The following is a 19,415-nucleotide window of genomic DNA, read 5'->3' as shown; positions in this document are numbered from 1 at the left end:
CGGCTCGCGGGTCCGCCCCCTCGTCCGTCAGGCGGATCAGGCCAGCAGCTCCACCTCCGCCAGCGTCGGCTCGCCGTCGAGGACCAGTCGGTACTTCGCGTAGGTCCCCGGTGCGCCGATGGTGAACGCCCTGGTCTGCCGGTCCCACCTGAACGATTCACCGGAGCGGTGGTCCAGGGTCTGCCAGGTGGTGCCGTCCGAGGAGCCCTGGAGGGTCCACCCGGTCGGTGCCTTGGTGTGATCGGCGGACGAGGTCAGGGTGTACTGGACGGGCTCGGCGGCCTCGGCCACCGGCAGGTCCACGGAGCCGGACGCGCTCGCATCCGTCGCCGAGGTGTTGTCGAACAGGGCGCCGTCACCCTTCAGCACGTCCGCACGGGGCGTGGGCACCTCGTCGTCCCGGGTGATGGACACCGGCGCCGCGTTCTTGCCGGTGCCCCAGGAGGACGGCCGCGGCCCCATGTCGAAGTCCAGCACCCCGCCCTTCGCGAGCAGCGAGTGGGGCAGCGAAGTCGACGTCCAGGTACGGCCGTTGACCTTCAGGCCCTGAACGTACAGGTTCCGCGCGCTGTTCCTGGGCGCCCTGACGACCAGATCCCGGCCGTTCTCCAGATGGACCGTCGCCTCGGTGAACAGCGGGGAGCCGATCGCGTACTCGCCGCTGCCCATCACCAGCGGGTAGAAGCCCAGCGCGGAGAACAGGTACCAGGCCGACTGCTCGCCGTTGTCCTCGTCGCCGTGGTAGCCCTGGCCGATCCTGCTGCCGGTGTACAGCCGCGAGAGCACCTCGCGGACGTTCCGCTGTGTCTTCCACGGCTGTCCGGCCGCGTCGTACATGTAGTTCACATGGTGCGCGACCTGGTTGGAGTGCCCGTACATGCCCATCCGGACATCCCGTGCCTCCGTCATCTCATGGATGACCCCGCCGTAGGAGCCGACGAAGTCGGGCGAGGCCGTCTCCGGGGTGGCGAAGTACTCGTCCAGCTTCTCGGCGAGCCTGCTCCGGCCGCCGTACAGATTGGCCAGGCCCTGGCTGTCCTGCGGGGCGGTGAAGGCGTAGCCCCAGCCGTTGGTCTCGGTGTAGTCGTAGCCCCACACACGCGGGTCGTACTTCTCCGACGCGACGCGCCACTCGCCCTTGTGGTCGCGGCCCTGGAAGAAGCCGGCCTTGGAGTCGAACAGGTTGACGTAGTCCTGGGCGCGGTCGAGGAAGTACGCGGACTCCTCCTGGTAGCGCTTCTCGCCGGTCTTCTCGTACAGGGTCCGGCCCATCCCGGCGATGCCGTAGTCGTTGAGGAAGCCTTCCAGGGCCCACGACAGGCCCTCGTGCGTGTCGGTGCTCGTGTAGCCGAGGAAGGGCGAGGTCGCCATGCCCTTGCGGCCGACGCCCGAGGTGGGCGGCACGACCGTCGCGTTCTTCAGGGCCGCCTCGTACGCCGCCTTCGCGTCGAAGTCCACGCCCTTGACGTACGCGTCCGCGAACGCGACGTCCGAGGAGGTGCCCGTCATCAGGTCCGCGTACCCGGGCGAGGACCAGCGCGAGGTCCAGCCGCCGTCCTTGTACTGCTGCACGAACCCGTCCACCATCTCGCCCGCCTGACCGGGTGTCAGGAGTGAGTAGGCGGGCCAGGTCGTCCGATAGGTGTCCCAGAAGCCGTTGTTGACGTACACCTTGCCGTCCACGATCTTCGCGCCGGTGTGCGTCGGGGTGTCGGGACCGGGCATCGGCGAGAAGGGGGAGGCGTACTGGTCCTTCGAACCGACCTTCTCGAAACCGGAGTTGGGGTACAGATACAGCCGGTACAGACTGGAGTACAACGTGGTCAGCTGCTCCGGCGTCGCACCCTTGACCTCGACCTTGCCGAGCAGCCGGTCCCATGCCCGCTGGGCCCGCGACCGCACCGTCTCGAAGGAGGTGCCGTCCGGGACCTCCTGGCGCAGGTTGTCCTTCGCCTGGTCGATGCTGATGAGCGAGGTGGCCAGGCGCAGGGTCACCGTGCGGTCCTCACCGGCGGCGAACCGCAGATACCCCTTGACCCCGCTGGAGTCGCCGGCGGTCACCGGCCTGTCGAACACCCCGTACACGAAGAGCCGGGTGGCCCCGGTCGACAGGCCGGACTTCACGTCCGAGTAGCCGGTGATCACTGAGGCGTCCTTGTCGAGCGTGAGGCCCGCCTGGTCGGTCACGTTGTCGAACAGGACGCTCGCGTCGCCGCCGGGGTAGGTGAAGCGGAGCACGGCCGCGTGGTCGGTCGGGGTCATCTCCGCCTTCAGCCCGTTCTCGAACCGGACCCCGTAGTAGTACGGCCGCGCGGTCTCGTTCTCGTGCCGGAAGGCGAGCTCACGGGCCGCACGCCCCGTCTCGGGCGTCCCCGCCGCGGCGGACGGCATGACCTGGAAGGTCTGCCGGTCGCCCATCCAGGGGCTCGGCTCGTGGCTGGCGCTGAAGGCCTGGACGGTCGGCAGATTGTCCGCGTTGTTCGCGCGTGCATAGTCGTACAGCCAGTTCAGCGAGGACGCGTTGGTCACCGGCGTCCAGAAGTTGAAGCCGTGCGGGACCGCGGTCGCCGGGAAGTTGTTGCCGCGGGAGAAACCGCTGCTGGAGTGGGTGCCGCGGGTGGTCAGCGCGTAGTCCGACAGATGGGCCTTGCGCTTTTGTGCAGGGGCGACCCGCAGCGTCACGTCGTCCAGCCAGCCGCGGAACTTCGCCGGGCCCTCGGGCGAGTCGTATGCCACGAGGATCCGGTCGACCGTCCTTCCCGCCGCGACCGACCCGATCCGCGAGACCACGTCGTTCCACTGGTTGACGTACAGCACCTTGGCGGCGCCCTGCCCGCGCGGCGACAGCGCGAATCCGTGCTGGTCCCTCGCGGCGAGGTCGCTCAGATATGTCCCGTCCGTGAAGGCCAGGTCCACCGCCACGTTCGTGGCGTCGTAGTCGCGGTCGCCGCCGGCCATCGACGGGAAGATCCGGTACGCCAGCTCGGTGTCCCTGCGCACCGCCACGTCCACGTCGAAGACCTTGTTGTACGAGTACGCCCGCCCGTCCGCCGTGTGCCGGCCGGCGTAGCGCAGGGCCCGCTTGCCGGTGAAGCCGGCGCCCGCCTTCGCGGTCGGCGAGCCGCTCGGGCCGCGGTCCACCAGGGAGAGCATGTCCTGCGGTACGGGCCCGTCGCCGCCGCCCGTGGAGAACTGGACGTCGGCCAGCTGCAGGATGCCCGGGGCCCCGGCGTTGCCGGTGATGTCGAGCCGGAAGTGCTGGTACTCGGCCGGTGCGGCGAGGTCGTACGTCTTTGTCTGGAACCGCTCGCCGAAGGATTGCCCGGCGCGGGTGTCGAGGGTCTTCCAGTCCTTGCCGTCGGCGGAGCCCTGGAGGGTCCAGTCCTTCGGGTCGCGCTCGGCGTAGTCATTGGCCGAAGTGAGTGCATATGTCACGATTTTCACCGGTTTGGCCAGGTCGAATTCGACCCAGCCGGCGGGCTCGAAGGTCAGCCACTTGGTGCCCGGCTCTCCGTCGACGAGGTTCTCCTTCACCTCGCCGGCGCCCGAGTGCTCGCCGCTCGCCCGGACGTCGGTGACCTGGTCGGTCACATTGCCCGGAATGCCGCTGCTGTAGCCGCCGTCGACACCGGAGGCCCGCTTGCCGCCGTCCGCTGCCGTGTCGACCGTGTTCAGCCAGTCGGGCGCCGGATCGCCCGCCTCGAACGACGAGGCGAACTCCCGGTCGGCGCCCGGCTTCGCCACCGGCAGCGCCACGGCGGCCCCCGGTAAACCCACCGCCAACACGAAGGCGGCCACACCGAGGACCGCCGATCTGTACCGAGTTCCGTGCTGCATCTGCGAGCACCCTCCCTGCGCTGTGGATCGTTCGAACTGGACAACGTTGTCAGTCACTTGGCGCAAGGATCAGTTGTGGCTCAAGTACTCAGGCATGTCAAGGGTGTTGGATGAGGTGTTCGGGGCGTATGTCGCGGATTTTTCCGGCAAGGCGCGCACAGCCCGTTCATATGTCCGAGAGGTCTCAACTCGGAAACTCCCATGACCAACCTTGCATTCGATCTTGCCCAGTCGGCCGGAAGTGGACTATACCTGTCGGCGATTCACCACGATTCGCACTTCCTGCACGACCCAGCTTGACCCGACCGCGGTGCCGGTAAGGATCCGGTTCACCGCCTGAGTCCTGGAGAAGGCGAGGACTTGAGCATGGGATCCAACTCCGCAGCGAACAACGGCTCCACAGGGGTGGGCCGCCGCGATCTGATCAAGCGGTCGGCCGCCCTCGGGCTGATCTCCGTACCGACGATGAGCTTCCTGTCCGCGTGTGCCAGCGGCGGGGGCGACGACTCCACCGACGACTCCCAGGGCAAGACCTCCAAGTCCAACCCCTTCGGCGTGCAGAAGAACAGCAAACTCGACGTGGTCATCTTCAAGGGCGGCTACGGCGACGACTACGCCAAGGCGTGGGAGACCAGCTTCCAGAAGAAGTGGGGCGTCACCTCCACCCACACCGGCACCCAGGAGATCACCGGCAAGCTCCAGCCCCGCTTCAACGCGGGCAACCCGCCGGACATCGTGGACGATTCGGGCGCCCAGCAGATCCCGATCGACGTGCTCCACAAGAACGGCCAGCTGCTCGACCTCGCCGCGGTCCTGGACGCCCCGTCGATCGACGACCCGAGCAAGAAGGTCCGCGACACCCTCATCCCCGGCACGCTCGACGCGGGCATGCAGGAGAACAAGGTCGTCGCCCTCAACTACATCTACACGGTCTGGGGCCTGTGGTACTCCGGCAAGCTCTTCAAGGAGAAGGGCTGGGAGGAGCCCAAGACCTGGGCCGACTTCCTCGCCATCTGCAAGGACGCCAAGTCCCAGGGCATCGGCGGCCTCGCCCACCAGGGCAAGTACCCGTACTACATCAACGTCGCCATCATGGACCTGATCGCCAAGAAGGGCGGCCTGGACGCCATGAAGGCGATCGACAACCTCGACCCCAAGGCGTTCGTCGGCTCCGAGGCGGCGCAGGCCGGCGTCGAGGCGATCTACGAGGTCGTCGAGAAGGGCTATCTGATGCCCGGTACGAACGGCCTGACCCACACCGAGTCCCAGACCCGCTGGAACCAGTACAAGGCGGCCTTCATCACCTGTGGCTCCTGGCTGGAGAACGAGCAGCTCAAGCAGACCCCGGACGACTTCGACATGAAGTTCATGCCGATGCCGCTGCTGCCCGACAGCAAGCTGCCCTACGAGGCGATCCGGGCCGGCTCCGGCGAGCCCTTCATCATCCCGGCCAAGGCCAAGAACCTGCCCGCGGCCAAGGAGTTCATGCGGATGATGCTCTCCAGGGAGTGGTCGACGCTGTTCGCCAAGGAGGCGAACTCGCTCACCATCGTCAAGGACGGCGTCGACACGAACGTCCAGCTGCGTCCCGGCACCCAGTCCACGGTCGTCGCGTCCAAGGCGGCCGGCGACAACACCTTCCGTTACCTGTACACCGAGTGGTACAGCGAGATGGGTACGGCGATCGAGAACGCGTCCAACGAGCTCATGGCCAAGCGCATTCAGCCCAAGGAGTGGCTCAAGCGCGCCCAGGCCGCGGTCGACAAGCAGGCCAAGGACCCGGCCTCGAAGAAGAACCACCGCGACTGATCTCGATCGGCCGACCGCATTCCGGGCCGGGAAATCCCCGGCCCGGAACGGGACACCAGGGGCAGGAACGCCAATGCGCAAAGGGCAGTACCGGTTCGTCGCGGGATTTCTGTTCGTTCCCGTGGCGCTCTATCTGATCTTCGTGATCTGGCCGTATGTCCAGACGTTCGGCTATTCGCTGACCGACTGGAAGGGGCAGTCCCAGACCTTCAAGTTCGTCGGACTCGACAACTACAAGGCGCTGTTCCAGGACGACATCTTCATGGGTGCCATCTGGCACAACATCCTGTTCCTCGTGTTCATCCCGGTGATCACCATTCTGCTGGCCCTGTTCTTCGCCTTCATGCTGAACGCCGGCGGACGCGGCCGGGCCGGCGGGGTTGCGGGTGTCGCCGGGTCCAAGTTCTACAAGGTCGTCTACTTCTTCCCGCAGGTGCTCTCCCTGGCGATCATGGCGGTGCTGTTCGGGGCCGTCTACCGCAGCGACAGCGGCGGCATGCTCAACGGCGTCCTGATCAAGCTGGGCCTGGTCGACGCCGAGAACCCCGTCGAGTGGCTGAACGAGCCGAGCCTGGTGCTGTGGGCGCTGATCCTGGTGGTCGTCTGGCACGGCGTCGGCTTCTACCTGGTGCTGTTCTCCGCCGCCATGCAGTCCATCCCCCGGGACATCTACGAGGCCGCGCTGATCGACGGCGCCGGCCGCGCCCAGTCCTTCTTCCGCATCACCCTGCCGCTGCTGTGGGAGTCCGTGCAGACCGCCTGGGTCTACCTCGGCATCGCGGCGATGGACATGTTCATCCTGGTCTCCACCATGACCTCCGGGGACTACGGCGGCGGCCCCGACCACCACAGCGAGGTCATGGCGACCGTGATGATGCGCAACTTCCTCCTGTACGGCAAGAGCGGCTACGCCTGCGCCATGGGCGTGATCATGCTGCTCCTCACCCTGATCGTGTCCGTGGTCATGCTGCGCGCCACCCGCCGCGACCGTATCGAGTTCTGAGCGGGAGATACGACGATGAGCGCACCCCTCAAGGAGACCGCGGCCGTCCCCGCCCAGCGGTCCGCCGGCAAGACCCCCCTGCGCCCCGGCGACAGCCGCACCGAAGGCGTCACGCTGAACGTCTTCTCGCACGGCTTCCTCGCCCTGTGGGCGCTGCTGATCGTGCTGCCCCTGCTGTGGCTCGTGCTGAGCTCCTTCAAGACCGACGCCCAGATCGGCGGCTCGGCCTTCGGCTGGCCGGAGACCTGGTCCCTCGACGTCTTCTCGCGCGCCTGGGACAAGGGCATCGGCGACTACTTCCTCAACACCGTCATCGTGCTGGTCTTCTCCGTGCCGCTGACGATGCTGTTCGGCTCGATGGCCGCGTACGTCCTCGCCCGCTACCGGTTCTGGGGCAACCGCCTGCTCTACTACTTCTTCGTCGCGGGCGCGATGTTCCCGGTGTTCCTGGCCCTGGTCCCGCTGTTCTTCATGGTCAAACGGCTGGACATGCTGAACACCTACCAGGGTCTGATCCTGGTGTATGTCGCCTACTCCATGCCGTTCACGGTGTTCTTCATGCACGCCTTCTTCCGGACCCTGCCCACGGCCGTCTACGAGGCGTCGATCCTGGACGGGGCCTCGCACACCCGGACCTTCTTCCAGGTGATGCTTCCGATGGCGAAGCCGGGCCTGCTCAGCGTCGGGATCTTCAACACACTCGGCCAGTGGAACCAGTTCATCCTGCCGACGGTCCTGATGCAGCCGCAGAGCGGCGACGACCCCGAGCGCTATGTGCTCACCCAGGGCCTCATCCAGCTCCAGCAACAGCAGGGATACGCCTCCGACCTGCCGGTTCTCTTCGCAGGCGTGACGATCGCCATGATCCCGATGCTGGTCGTGTACCTGTCCTTCCAGCGCCAGGTGCAGGCGGGTCTGACCTCGGCCACGCTCAAATAGACAGCGCTCCGCAACCCCGCGTGTGCACGCCGTACCCAAGCCTAGGGGGACGGCGCGCACCCGTGTGGGCAAACTCCGGATCCAGTTCAACCTCTTGACGTGAGGCAACCCGAACGGCTCAGCTTAGAGTTCACTAGTTGGACATAGACGGGGCCTCACCGAAGCGGCCCCGCGCGCAGGAGGTCGTCGTGGAGACTCCGGGGTCGCAGTCGTCGCTGCACCGAGCCAACCTGGAGCGGGTCGTACGTGCCGTGCGGCTGGCCGGGTCCCTCACGCAGGCGGAGATCGCGAGGACGACGGGTCTGTCCGCTGCGACCGTCTCCAATATTGTGCGCGAACTCAAGGACGGCGGAACCGTCGAGGTGACGCCGACTTCGGCGGGTGGACGCAGGGCCCGCAGCGTGTCCCTGAGCGGGGACGCCGGCATTGTCATCGGCGTCGACTTCGGGCATACGCATTTGCGCGTCGCGGTCGGGAACCTCGCCCACCAGGTGCTGGCGGAGGAGTCCGAGCCGCTCGATGTGGACGCCTCCTCGACGCAGGGCTTCGACCGGGCGGAACAGCTGGTCAGCCGGCTGATCGCGGCGACGGGGGTGGACCGTTCCAAGATCGCCGGCGTGGGCCTCGGCGTACCCGGACCGATCGACGTCGAGTCCGGCACCCTGGGCTCGACCGCCATCCTGCCCGGCTGGACCGGCACCAGGCCCGCCGAGGAGCTGCGGGGGCGGCTCGGCGTGCCGGTGCACGTGGACAACGACGCCAACCTCGGTGCCCTCGGAGAGATGGTCTGGGGCAGTGGCCGGGGGGTGCGGGACCTCGCGTACATCAAGGTCGCGAGCGGTGTCGGCGCCGGTCTGGTGATCAACGGGAAGATCTACCGGGGTCCCGGCGGCACCGCCGGTGAAATCGGACATATTACACTTGATGAATCCGGTCCCGTCTGCCGTTGCGGAAACCGGGGCTGCCTGGAGACCTTCGCGGCCGCCCGCTATGTGCTCCCGCTCCTCCAGTCCAGTCACGGCACCGACCTGACGATGGAAGGTGTCGTACGGCTGGCCAGGGACGGAGACCCGGGCTGCCGTCGGGTGATCGCCGACGTCGGCCGCCATATCGGCAGTGGAGTTGCCAATCTCTGCAATCTGTTGAACCCGAGCCGGGTGGTCCTCGGCGGTGATCTCGCCGAGGCCGGCGAGCTGGTGCTCGGGCCGATAAGGGAGTCGGTCGGCCGCTACGCGATCCCTAGTGCGGCACGTCAACTGTCCGTTCTTCCAGGGGCACTTGGGGGCCGTGCGGAGGTACTCGGAGCGCTTGCTCTCGCACTGAGCGAGATGGGCGATTCGACCCTTTTGGACGGCACGCTGCATGCAGTAACTCCTGCCTTCACTTAGAGAACGCAGACGCCGTTGCCATCTCGTTAAGTATTTACTTCTTGACGTCGCTCGCGTGGCCGAGTTGACTTCCAGCCACCTCGGCCGCAACGACGCGGCCTCGTCAGGGAGGTTTGTGAAGTGAACACGCACATGCGTCGTGCCGCCGTTGCCGTAGTCGCCGGGGCGCTCGCCGTCTCGGTGGCCGCTTGTGGCAAGGCCGGTGACAACGAGGACAGCGGCAGCGACTCCGGCAACAAGTCGATCGGTCTGCTCCTGCCCGACAGCGTCACCACCCGCTACGAGAAGTTCGACCGGCCGCTGTTCGAGGCGAAGGTCAAGGAGCTCTGCTCCGACTGCACCGTCAACTACGCCAACGCCAACGCCGATGCGGCCAAGCAGGCCCAGCAGGTCAGCAGCATGGTCACCAAGGGCGTCAAGGTCATCGTGATCAGCGCCCAGGACTCCGCCGCGATCAAGTCCTCCATCCAGGCCGCGGTCGACAAGGGCGTCAAGGTCATCGCGTACGACCGCCTCGCCCAGGGTCCGGTCTCCGCCTACGTCTCCTTCGACAACGTCAAGGTCGGCGAGCTCCAGGGCCAGGCCCTGCTCACCGCCATGGGCTCGAAGGCCACGCCGAAGTCCAAGGTCGTCATGATCAACGGTGACGACGCCGACCCGAACGCGGCGCAGTTCAAGTCCGGTGCCCACAAGGCCCTGGACGGCAAGGTGGACATCGCCTACGAGCAGTCCGGCCTGTGGAAGGACAGCATCGCCGCCCAGAAGATGTCCGCCGCCATCACCCAGCTCGGCGCGAAGAACATCGCGGGCGTCTACTCCGCCAACGACGGCATGGCCGGTGGTATCGCCACCACCCTCAAGGGCGCCGGCATCAGCGGCATCCCGCTGACCGGTCAGGACGCGGAGCTCGCCGGTATCCAGCGCATCGTCGCCGGTACCCAGTCCAGCACCGTCTACAAGGCCTTCAAGCCGGAGGCCGACGCGGCCGCCCAGCTCGCGGTCAACCTGCTCGAGGACAAGGACATCAAGTCCCTCGCCACCGAGACGCTGACCAGCGGCTCCGGCGACAAGGTGCCCTCGCAGCTGCTGACCCCGGTCTCCGTGACCAAGGACAACATCAACGACACCGTGGTCAAGGACAAGCTGTACACGATCCAGGAGATCTGCACCCCCGCCTACGCCAAGGCGTGCAAGGCCGCAGGCCTCGAGTAATCGCCGCCCGGGCGTGTTCTGCGGAGTCGGGTACTCGTAGGACACGCCCCGCGGCAGCAGAGCCTGTCCGGCGCCCGCCCCACCTCAACCCCGCTGCGGGGCGGGCGCCGGACGGAAGCATGAGGCGCAGCCGTTGCCAAATGGCACGGCCGCGCGCATGTTCATCTTGTAAATCAGTGCCTTCGCGGCACAACCCTCCGCGCCTTTCGACAAGCGCGGCATCCCCGCCGGTCAGGCGGCGAAGGAGATGGTTCACGTGTCCGCTACGCCCGTGCTGGCGTTGCGCGGAGTCTCCAAGCGATTCGGTGCGGTGCAGGCCCTCACCGACGTCGAGCTGGAGGTCCACGCCGGAGAAGTAGTCGCACTGGTCGGCGACAACGGTGCCGGAAAGTCCACTCTGGTCAAGACCATCGCCGGTGTGCACCCCATCGATGAGGGAGTCATCGAGTGGGACGGCAAGCCGGTCAGCATCAACAAGCCGCACGACGCCCAGGGACTCGGCGTCGCGACGGTCTACCAGGACCTCGCCCTGTGCGACAACCTCGACGTCGTCGGGAACCTCTACCTCGGCCGTGAGCTGCTCCACCGCGGCGTCATCGACGAGGTCTCGATGGAGAAGAACGCGCGTGAACTGCTGAGCACGCTCTCCATCCGCATCCCGAGTGTGCGCATCCCGATCGCCAGCCTCTCCGGTGGCCAGCGTCAGGTCGTCGCCATCGCGCGTGCCCTGATCGGCGACCCCAAGATCGTCATCCTCGACGAGCCCACCGCCGCCCTCGGCGTCGAGCAGACCGCGCAGGTCCTCGACCTCGTCGAGCGGCTGCGCGAGCGCAACCTCGGCGTCATCCTCATCAGCCACAACATGGCCGACGTCAAGGCGGTCGCGGACACCGTCGCCGTCCTGCGCCTGGGCAAGAACAACGGCTCCTTCCCGGTGAAGGACACCACCCACGAAGAGATCATCGCCGCGATCACCGGTGCCACGGACAACGCCGTGACCCGCCGTGCGGGGCGTCGCACCACGGAGGCGGCAAAGTGAGCGACACGTCCAAGACCGTGAAGAAGGACCCCGAGCTCCAGGAGACGGTGGCTCCCAGCGACGACCCCACGGCCGCACCGGTCTCCATCGTCGACCCCCGCCTGCTGGTCCGCGAAGAGGGCCTGAAGGGCTACTGGACCGAGTTCAAGCGCAAGGTGAAGGGCGGCGAGATCGGCTCGCTGCCGGTCGTGCTCGGACTGATCGTCATCTGGACGATCTTCCAGCTCCAGAACGACCGCTTCCTCAGCGCCGACAACCTGTCCAACATCAGCTACTACATGTCGGCCACCGGCATGCTCGCCATCGGCCTGGTGTTCGTACTGCTGCTCGGCGAGATCGACCTGTCGGTGGGCTCGGTCAGCGGCCTGGCGTCCACGCTGTTCGCCGTCTACGTGGTCAATCACGGGTGGAACGTCTGGCTCGCCCTGTCGCTGACGCTCGTCATCGGCGCCCTCATCGGCGCGCTGCAGGGCTGGTTCTTCGCGAAGATCGGCGTACCGGCCTTCGTGGTGACCCTGGCCGGCTTCCTCGGCTGGAACGGTCTGATGCTGTGGCTGCTCGGTGCGAGCGGCACGATCAACATCCCGGACGAGGGTCCGGTGCACCTCTTCGGGCAGAGCTCGTTCTTCATGGACCAGGCCGTCATCGGTGCCTACCTGCTGGCCGGCCTCGGTGTCGCGTCCATGCTCTTCGGCTCGCTCATCGAGCAGCGCCGACGCCGCGCGGCCGGAGTGCCGTTCAGGCCCACCAGCGAGATCGCGCTGCGGGTCGGTCTCCTCGCGGTGGCCGCGTTCGTCTCCGCGTACGTGCTGAACCAGTCCGCCGGTGTCACCAACTCCCTGGTGATCTTCCTCGCGGCGCTGGTGATCGTCGACTTCGTGCTGCGGCGTACCCCGTACGGCCGTAAGGTCTTCGCGGTCGGCGGCGGCATCGAGGCGGCTCGCCGTGCGGGTATCAACGTGCCCATGATCCGTATCACCGTGTTCGCCCTCTCCGGCTTCTTCGCGGCGGTCGGCGGCATGTTCTTCGCCGGGCAGACGCAGAGCGCGACGCTGAACGCCGGCGGCGGCAACACGCTGATGCTGGCGATCGCGGCGGCGGTCATCGGTGGGACGAGCCTGTTCGGCGGGCGGGGGACCGTCTGGTCCGCGCTGCTGGGCATGCTGGTCATCCAGTCGATTCAGACGGGTCTCGACCTGCTGAACATGAACACGTCGATTCAGTACATGATCACCGGTGCGGTGCTGCTGGGTGCGGTGGTCATCGACTCCGTCTCGCGCAAGTCGCAGAAGGCTGCGGGGCGCGCGTAGCGCGTGGCGCGTGGCGCATAGCGCCGTAAGGGGTGCGGTGGTTCGGCGGGTGCCGGTCCGATGTGGCTGGTCACGCAGTTCCCCGCGCCCCTGAGGGGGTGACTGTTGCCCGGTACCAATGGGGGTACCGGGCAACAGTCGTGTCGTAGGGGAGGGCCTTCCTGGGTAGGGCCGATCGCGTGATGTATGACGCACTGCCCGGGCTCCGGGCGCGCAGGCGGAACATTAGACTCGACAAGCCCGGCAACAGCTCGATCAGCTCTACTGCAAGGAGGCACGGGTGCCGCTGCTGACCCGCATCAGGGGACCGCGCGATCTGGACCGGCTCAGCCTGGAGCAGCTGGACCAGCTGGCAGAGGAGATCCGGAGCTTCCTCGTCGACGCCGTCTCCAAGACCGGCGGCCACCTCGGCCCGAACCTCGGCGTCGTCGAGCTCACCATCGCCCTGCACAGGGTGTTCGATTCCCCCAAGGACAAGGTGCTCTGGGACACCGGACACCAGTCCTACGTCCACAAGCTGCTCACCGGCCGGCAGGACTTCTCGAAGCTGAAGATGAAGGGCGGCCTGTCCGGCTACCCCTCGCAGGCCGAGTCCGAGCACGACGTGATCGAGAACTCGCACGCCTCGACCGTCCTCGGCTGGGCCGACGGTCTCGCCAAGGCCAACCAGGTGCTCAAACGCGACGACCACGTCGTCGCCGTGATCGGTGACGGCGCCCTCACCGGCGGTATGGCCTGGGAGGCGCTGAACAACATCGCCGACGCCAAGGACCGCCCCCTGGTCATCGTCGTCAACGACAACGAGCGGTCGTACGCGCCGACCATCGGCGGCCTCGCCAACCACCTCGCGACCTTGCGTACCACCGACGGCTACGAGCGTTTCCTGGCCCGTACCAGGGACCTCCTGGAGCGCACCCCGGTCGTCGGCAGGCCGCTCTACGAGACCCTGCACGGCGCCAAGAAGGGCCTGAAGGACTTCATCGCCCCGCAGGGCATGTTCGAGGACCTGGGGCTCAAGTACGTCGGCCCCATCGACGGGCACGACATCGAGGCCCTGGAGTCCGCCCTCGCGCGCGCCAAGCGCTTCGGCGGACCGGTCATCGTGCACTGTCTGACCGAGAAGGGCCGCGGCTATCAGCCCGCCCTCCAGGACGAGGCCGACCGCTTCCACGCCGTCGGCAAGATCCACCCCGACACGGGCCTGCCGATCGCCACCTCCGGCGCGGACTGGACGTCCGTGTTCGGCGACGAGATGGTCGAGCTCGGCAGGGAGCGCAAGGACATCGTCGCCATCACGGCGGCCATGCTCCAGCCGGTCGGCCTGGACAAGTTCGCCAAGGCCTTCCCGGAGCGGGTGTACGACGTCGGCATCGCGGAGCAGCACGGCGCCGTGTCCGCCGCGGGCCTGGCCACGGGCGGTCTGCATCCGGTGTTCGCGGTGTACGCGACCTTCCTCAACCGGGCCTTCGACCAGGTGCTGATGGACGTCGCCCTCCACAAGTGCGGCGTGACCTTCGTACTGGACCGGGCCGGTATCACCGGCACCGACGGCGCCTCCCACAACGGCATGTGGGACATGTCGATCCTCCAGGTCGTCCCGGGTCTGAGGCTCGCCGCGCCGCGCGACGCCGAGCAGGTGCGCGCCCAGCTGCGCGAGGCCGTCGAGGTCACCGACGCGCCGACCGTGGTCCGTTTCTCCAAGGGCGCCGTCGGTCCCGCCGTACCCGCCGTGGGTCGGGTGGGCGGCATGGACGTGCTGCGTGAGGCGGGCACGGACACGCCCGACGTGCTCCTCGTCTCCGTGGGAGCCCTCGCCCCCATGTGCCTGGAGATCGCCGGACTGCTCGACCGGCAGGGCATCACCACCACCGTCGTCGACCCGCGCTGGGTCAAGCCCGTCGACGAGGCCATGGCCCCGCTCGCCGAGCGGCACCGGGTGGTCGTCACCGTCGAGGACAACTCCCGCGCCGGCGGAGTCGGTTCGGCGGTCGCGCAGGCCCTGCGCGACGCGGGCGTCGACGTCCCGCTGCGCGACTTCGGTATCCCGCCGCGCTTCCTCGACCACGCCTCCCGCACCGAGGTCATGGCCGAGATCGGCCTCACGGCCCCGGACATCGCCCGCCAGGTCACCGGCCTCGTCGCCAAGCTCGACGGCCTCCCCCACTCCCGGCTTCGCTCGAGCGGGGGGACCCCCACCGACCGTACGGCGGCCGCCATCGACTCAGTGGAGCCCGCACGCGACTGAGGCCTGTCGTTTGGATCACGCCTGGGCCGCGGGTCTTGGCACGCACATCTGCGGCGTTGTCGTCGGTTGCCAACGCTCCGCGTTGACGCCCTCCTCCGCCTTGCAGCTGCACGCACCAAGACCCGCTCACCGGCAGCCATGCGGCACCGTGGCCAGAAGCCGGAGTGATCCAAACGACCGACCCTAGCCCGCCACGTCTCGTCCGGATGGGCCGGTTCCGCCACGTCGAAGGGTGGTGAAACCGGCCCATCTGCGTGAATCCCCTCGCGTCGGGGCATACGCACCACGCCCCCTCTCGATCATGTCGGGGACGACAAGCGTGGGAGGTACGCCCGTGAGCAGCACCCTCTTCCGGACCAAGAACGTCGAGCAGTCGATCCTCGACACCGAGGAGCCAGAGCACGCGCTCAAGAAGTCCTTGTCCGCGGTGGATCTGACCGTCTTCGGCGTCGGTGTCATCATCGGCACGGGCATCTTCGTTCTGACCGGCACGGTGGCCAAGAACAACGCCGGTCCCGCCGTGTCCCTGGCCTTCGTCGCGGCCGGCGTCGCGTGCGCGCTCGCCGCGCTCTGCTACGCCGAGTTCGCCTCGACGGTCCCGGTGGCGGGCTCCGCGTACACGTTCTCGTACGCCTCTCTGGGCGAACTGCCCGCCTGGATCATCGGCTGGGACCTGGTGCTGGAGTTCGCGCTCGGCACCGCGGTGGTCGCCGTCGGCTGGTCGGGCTACATCGCCTCGCTGCTCGACAACGCGGGCTGGCATCTGCCGGATGCCCTGAGCGGGAGAGAGGGAGCCGAGGGCTTCGGCTTCGACATCCTCGCCGCGGCCCTCGTGCTGGTGCTCACCGGCATCCTCGTGCTCGGTGTGAAGCTCTCCGCGCGGATCACCTCGCTCGTGGTCGCCATCAAGGTGACCGTGGTCCTCACCGTGATCATCGCGGGTGCGTTCCTCATCAACGGCGACAACTACGATCCGTTCGTCCCGAAGACGCAGACCGTACCGGCCGGTGAAAGTCTCCAAGCCCCGCTGATCCAGCTGATGTTCGGCTGGGCCCCGTCCAACTTCGGGGTGATGGGCATCTTCACCGCCGCCTCCGTCGTCTTCTTCGCCTTCATCGGCTTCGACGTGGTGGCCACCGCCGCCGAGGAGACCCGCAACCCGCAGCGGGACATGCCCCGCGGCATCCTCGGCTCCCTCCTCATCTGCACCGTCCTGTACGTCGCCGTCTCGATCGTCGTGACCGGTATGCAGCACTACAGCAGGCTGTCCGTGGACGCCCCGCTCGCCGACGCGTTCAAGTCGACCGGGCATCCCTGGTTCGCCGGCTTCATCAGTTTCGGCGCCGCGGTCGGCCTGACGACCGTCTGCATGATCCTTCTCCTCGGGCAGACCCGGGTCTTCTTCGCGATGAGCCGCGACGGACTGCTGCCCCGGTTCTTCTCCCAGGTCCACCCGAAGTTCAAGACCCCGCACCGGCCGACCGTCCTGCTCGGTGTGCTGATCGCGATCCTGGCGGGCTTCACCAGCCTCAGCGAGCTGGCCGAGCTGGTGAACATCGGCACGCTGTTCGCGTTCGTGGTCGTCGCGATCGGCGTGATCATCCTCCGCAGGACCCGCCCCGACCTGCCCCGGGCGTTCCGCACCCCGTGGGTGCCGGTCCTGCCGATCCTCTCGGTCCTCGCCTCCCTGTGGCTGATGCTGAACCTGCCCGCCGAGACATGGCTCCGCTTCGGCATCTGGATGGTCGTCGGCTGCGTCGTGTACTTCCTCTACGGCCGCTCCCACAGCCGAGTGGGCCGCCACGAGGAGACGACCCGGGCGGAGGTGCTGCGGGGGAAGCCGGGCGGTCCCCAGTAACCGGAGTGACCTACGGCCGGACCGTCCGCGGTCCCGCCACCCTCGATCCCAACTGCTCGACCCTGCGGCGCAGTTCGCGGTCCGCTGTGACCGTCAGGACGGGGCGGCCGCCGGCCTCGGTGACCAGGGCGACGATATGGTCGTCCCCGCTGCCCGGTGCCGACTCGACCCGTACGCCCGGTGCGGACTCCACGCCGCGCGCCGCGCCCTCCACCACGAGGACGATCTCCACGGGGCCCTCGTGCCCCGGCACCCCGTCCGCCGCCAGCCGGTCCCGCAACCGCTCCGCGGCACCGCGCCGGTCGCGCCACCAGCCGTCGGGCACCGATCCGACGACGTTCGCGGCATCGACGATCACCAGGAGCGGGGTCATGGGAACAGGGTGGCACGCCCGTCGTCCCACCCGGAGCGAGCCGGGCGGCCGCGCCATAGAGTGATCCGGTGAACGGCGACTGGCTCGTACGCGGCCGAGACGGGCGGCTCAGTGTCTATCTGTTCTCCGAGGACGCCGTCCTGTGCCGGGCGGAGCACGGACCCGGCGGCCCCTGGGACCCGCCGCGCACAGTGGGCGGCGGCCAGAAGCTGCACCCGTCGGTCGCCGTCGGCCGGGGCAGTGACGGCTACGCCCATCTGGTCGCCTGGCGGCCCACCGTGCCCGGCGAGTCCGGCCTCGTCCACTCCACCCATTTCCGGCCCCGGCTGGCCGCCCTGGACTGGAACCCCCTCGGCCACCCCGACGGGAGGGGCGACCGCACCGGCACACCCGCCGTCGCCGTGGACGCCCAGGGCCGCGCCCATGTCTTCGTCCGCAACGCCTCGGGCGGGATCGGCATGCTGGCGCAGAAGGAGAAGGGCGGCTGGGACCCTTGGCTCGACCTCAAGGGACGTGATGTCCAGGAGGGGCTCGCCGCGGTCACGGGGGAGTCCGGCCGGGTCGAGCTGTACGCCGCCGTGCCCGGCGCGATCCTGCACTGGAGCCAGGAGGAGGCGGGCGCACGACCGGTGCTGGACGAGGCGCTGGAGGCCGCGGTCCGCCCCGGCACCCTCCGCGCGCTGGCGACGTCCCCGCAGAGCACGACGCTCTACTTCACCGACGACTCCGGCCATCTGTGCGCCTGGCGCCCCGGTGCCAAGCCCGCCACCCTGCTCACCGCCGCCGGCCCCGGCCCGGTCTCCGCCGTCCGCTGCGAACTCGACGGCCACGACTGCACGCTCCTCGCCCAGCGCTCGGCAGGCGGCCGCGTCGCCTTCGCCGCGTACCCCACCGAGCAGGAGACGGCCGGCGCCTGGTGGACCGAGTCGGGTCCGCAACTGCCCCCCGACGCCGTGGTGTCCCTCACCCTGGACGAGACGGACCGCGTGGTCGCGGCGACCTCGTCCCCGTCCACCGGGCAGCTGCTCCTGACCCGGCGCAAGGAGGAGCCGGGGCTGGCGCTGACGGCCTGGCAGGAGATCTGAGCGCGGGACCGGCCTCGTGGTCGCCCACGTGGGCGTCGCACACTGTTCACCGAACGATCATCTTATGATGGGCCCGCTCGGCCTCCCGTACATGGGTTCGGGGCAGGCAGGTAAGCCGCGCCGAGACTCATGGAAGGGGCAGGTCTCGTCATGCGGACCAGATCCGGGCGCGGCGCCGCCCGCGAGAGAGCGGTCGGGGGTACGGACCGCACGGCGACCGGGCGGTACGCGGCCCCGGGCACCCTGCTCGGTCGCTGGCTGGTCCGCGGCAAGGACGGCAGGCTGACCGCCTACGCCCGCACCGACGCCGGCCTGCTGCGCTGGACCGAGATCCGGCCGGGCGGCCCGGACTGGACCGGCCCCGATGTCTTCCCGGTCGCGAACCTGACCGACCTGTGGGTGACCCAGGGCGCCGACACCTACGTCCACTTCCTCGGCCGGCGCGAGGTCCGTCAAGGCGACGGTCCGCCGGCCGTCGATGTCGTGCACGCCATCCAGTACCAGAGCGGACGCCCCGTCACCGAGTGGCGCTCGCTCGGCAATCCGCACAAGGAACGGGAGAAGGCGGCCCGCCTCGGGATTCCGGCGGCGGCGGTGAGCTCGTCCGGCATCGTGCACGTCTTCGTGCGCAACGCGGGCGGCGGCCTGATGCTCCGGCGAGAGCTGCCGGGCGGCAAGTGGGGTCCGTGGACCGACCTCCAGGGCAGCCTGGTCCAGGACCCGCCGGCCGTGGTCGCGCATTCCTCCGGACACGTCGAGGCGATGGCCGGCGGCCAGGACCTGATCATGCGATGGGTGCAGGACCAGCCCGACGGCGAGTTCCGCCGAGCCCTCAACATCCCGGTCGCGGTGACCCGGGGTACGGCGGCGGTGCTGGAAACCGCCCCCGACCGCGCCACGTACTACTGGACCGACCCGGCCACCGGAGGGATCGTCGCCCACCGCCCCGGCAGTTGGCTGATTCCCCTCGGCGGCGCGCCGGCCGGGGCGCCCGTGGCGGTGCTGCGGGCCGTGCTGGACGGCTACGACTGCACGGTGCTGGCCCATCGCGACGCCGAAGGACAGATCCTGCTCGCCGTCTGCGGGACGGAGCAGGAACAGTCCGGGCTGTGGTGGTCACCGGCCGGCGACCGCGGTGTCGGTGCGCCGGCGCTGGAAATCGACGCGTACGGCCGTGTGGTGCTCGCCGTGATCGGCGAGGACGGGGGGCTGCACATCGCCCGCCAGACCGACGAGGGGGGCCTGGCGATGGCTCCCTCCGTCCGGGTCTGAAGCGCCGCGCGCACGAGGCGGGCTCCACCACGTGGTGGAGCCCGC

13 protein-coding genes are annotated in these 19,415 nt (G+C 68.6%); 11 read left to right on the top strand and 2 right to left on the bottom strand.

Features of this window, described 5'->3' with window-relative positions:
- Nucleotides 1-36: 36 nt before the first annotated feature.
- Nucleotides 37-3,837: a GH92 family glycosyl hydrolase gene (locus F7R91_RS31975; RefSeq protein ID WP_150954906.1), complete on the bottom strand. Its 3,801-nt coding sequence runs from the start codon at nucleotides 3,835-3,837 to the stop codon at nucleotides 37-39.
- Between the two features lie 366 nt (nucleotides 3,838-4,203).
- Between F7R91_RS31975 and ngcE the strand changes: the two genes are divergently transcribed.
- The 9 genes from ngcE to F7R91_RS31925 all read left to right on the top strand — a co-directional run bounded on the left by ngcE (nucleotide 4,204) and on the right by F7R91_RS31925 (nucleotide 16,640).
- The gene (ngcE, locus tag F7R91_RS31970) at nucleotides 4,204-5,646 is read left to right on the top strand and encodes an N-acetylglucosamine/diacetylchitobiose ABC transporter substrate-binding protein (protein ID WP_150954903.1); all 1,443 of its coding nucleotides are present in this window, start codon (nucleotides 4,204-4,206) and stop codon (nucleotides 5,644-5,646) included.
- 73 nt (nucleotides 5,647-5,719) lie between these two features.
- Nucleotides 5,720-6,649, top strand: a complete 930-nt coding sequence (locus F7R91_RS31965; RefSeq protein ID WP_150954900.1) for a carbohydrate ABC transporter permease — start codon at nucleotides 5,720-5,722, stop codon at nucleotides 6,647-6,649.
- Between the two features lie 15 nt (nucleotides 6,650-6,664).
- Nucleotides 6,665-7,588, top strand: coding sequence for a carbohydrate ABC transporter permease (locus tag F7R91_RS31960; protein ID WP_150954897.1), 924 nt, complete (start codon nucleotides 6,665-6,667; stop codon nucleotides 7,586-7,588).
- A 188-nt stretch (nucleotides 7,589-7,776) separates the two neighbouring features.
- Nucleotides 7,777-8,976 (top strand): ROK family transcriptional regulator, encoded by a 1,200-nt coding sequence (locus F7R91_RS31955; RefSeq protein ID WP_150955005.1) that lies wholly within the window; start codon nucleotides 7,777-7,779, stop codon nucleotides 8,974-8,976.
- 132 nt (nucleotides 8,977-9,108) lie between these two features.
- Nucleotides 9,109-10,188: a sugar ABC transporter substrate-binding protein gene (locus F7R91_RS31950; RefSeq protein WP_150955001.1), complete on the top strand. Its 1,080-nt coding sequence runs from the start codon at nucleotides 9,109-9,111 to the stop codon at nucleotides 10,186-10,188.
- A 247-nt stretch (nucleotides 10,189-10,435) separates the two neighbouring features.
- Nucleotides 10,436-11,227: an ATP-binding cassette domain-containing protein gene (locus F7R91_RS31945; RefSeq protein ID WP_150954894.1), complete on the top strand. Its 792-nt coding sequence runs from the start codon at nucleotides 10,436-10,438 to the stop codon at nucleotides 11,225-11,227.
- Complete coding sequence (locus F7R91_RS31940; RefSeq protein WP_150954891.1) at nucleotides 11,224-12,537, top strand: sugar ABC transporter permease; 1,314 nt, start codon at nucleotides 11,224-11,226, stop codon at nucleotides 12,535-12,537. Before F7R91_RS31945 ends, F7R91_RS31940 begins: the two co-directional genes overlap by 4 nt.
- Nucleotides 12,538-12,817: 280 nt before the next feature.
- Complete coding sequence (gene dxs, locus F7R91_RS31935; RefSeq protein WP_150954887.1) at nucleotides 12,818-14,782, top strand: 1-deoxy-D-xylulose-5-phosphate synthase; 1,965 nt, start codon at nucleotides 12,818-12,820, stop codon at nucleotides 14,780-14,782.
- Nucleotides 14,783-15,116: 334 nt separating this feature from the next.
- The gene (locus F7R91_RS31925) at nucleotides 15,117-16,640 is read left to right on the top strand and encodes an amino acid permease (RefSeq protein ID WP_150954884.1); all 1,524 of its coding nucleotides are present in this window, start codon (nucleotides 15,117-15,119) and stop codon (nucleotides 16,638-16,640) included.
- 10 nt (nucleotides 16,641-16,650) lie between these two features.
- On the opposite strand, the gene F7R91_RS31920 is transcribed toward F7R91_RS31925, so the two are convergent.
- Nucleotides 16,651-17,013, bottom strand: a complete 363-nt coding sequence (locus F7R91_RS31920) for an NYN domain-containing protein (RefSeq protein ID WP_150954880.1) — start codon at nucleotides 17,011-17,013, stop codon at nucleotides 16,651-16,653.
- A gap of 68 nt (nucleotides 17,014-17,081) precedes the next feature.
- Between F7R91_RS31920 and F7R91_RS31915 the strand changes: the two genes are divergently transcribed.
- Nucleotides 17,082-18,098, top strand: a complete 1,017-nt coding sequence (locus tag F7R91_RS31915; RefSeq protein ID WP_150954876.1) for a hypothetical protein — start codon at nucleotides 17,082-17,084, stop codon at nucleotides 18,096-18,098.
- A 150-nt stretch (nucleotides 18,099-18,248) separates the two neighbouring features.
- Nucleotides 18,249-19,370 (top strand): hypothetical protein, encoded by a 1,122-nt coding sequence (locus F7R91_RS31910; RefSeq protein WP_150954873.1) that lies wholly within the window; start codon nucleotides 18,249-18,251, stop codon nucleotides 19,368-19,370.
- Nucleotides 19,371-19,415: the final 45 nt, after the last annotated feature.

It is taken from the genome of Streptomyces luteolifulvus, from assembly GCF_008806595.1.
Taxonomy (GTDB): Bacteria; Actinomycetota; Actinomycetes; order Streptomycetales; family Streptomycetaceae; genus Streptomyces; species Streptomyces luteolifulvus.
Note: the sequence above shows the minus strand (reverse complement) of the source record. Positions and strands in the feature narration are given on the sequence as shown.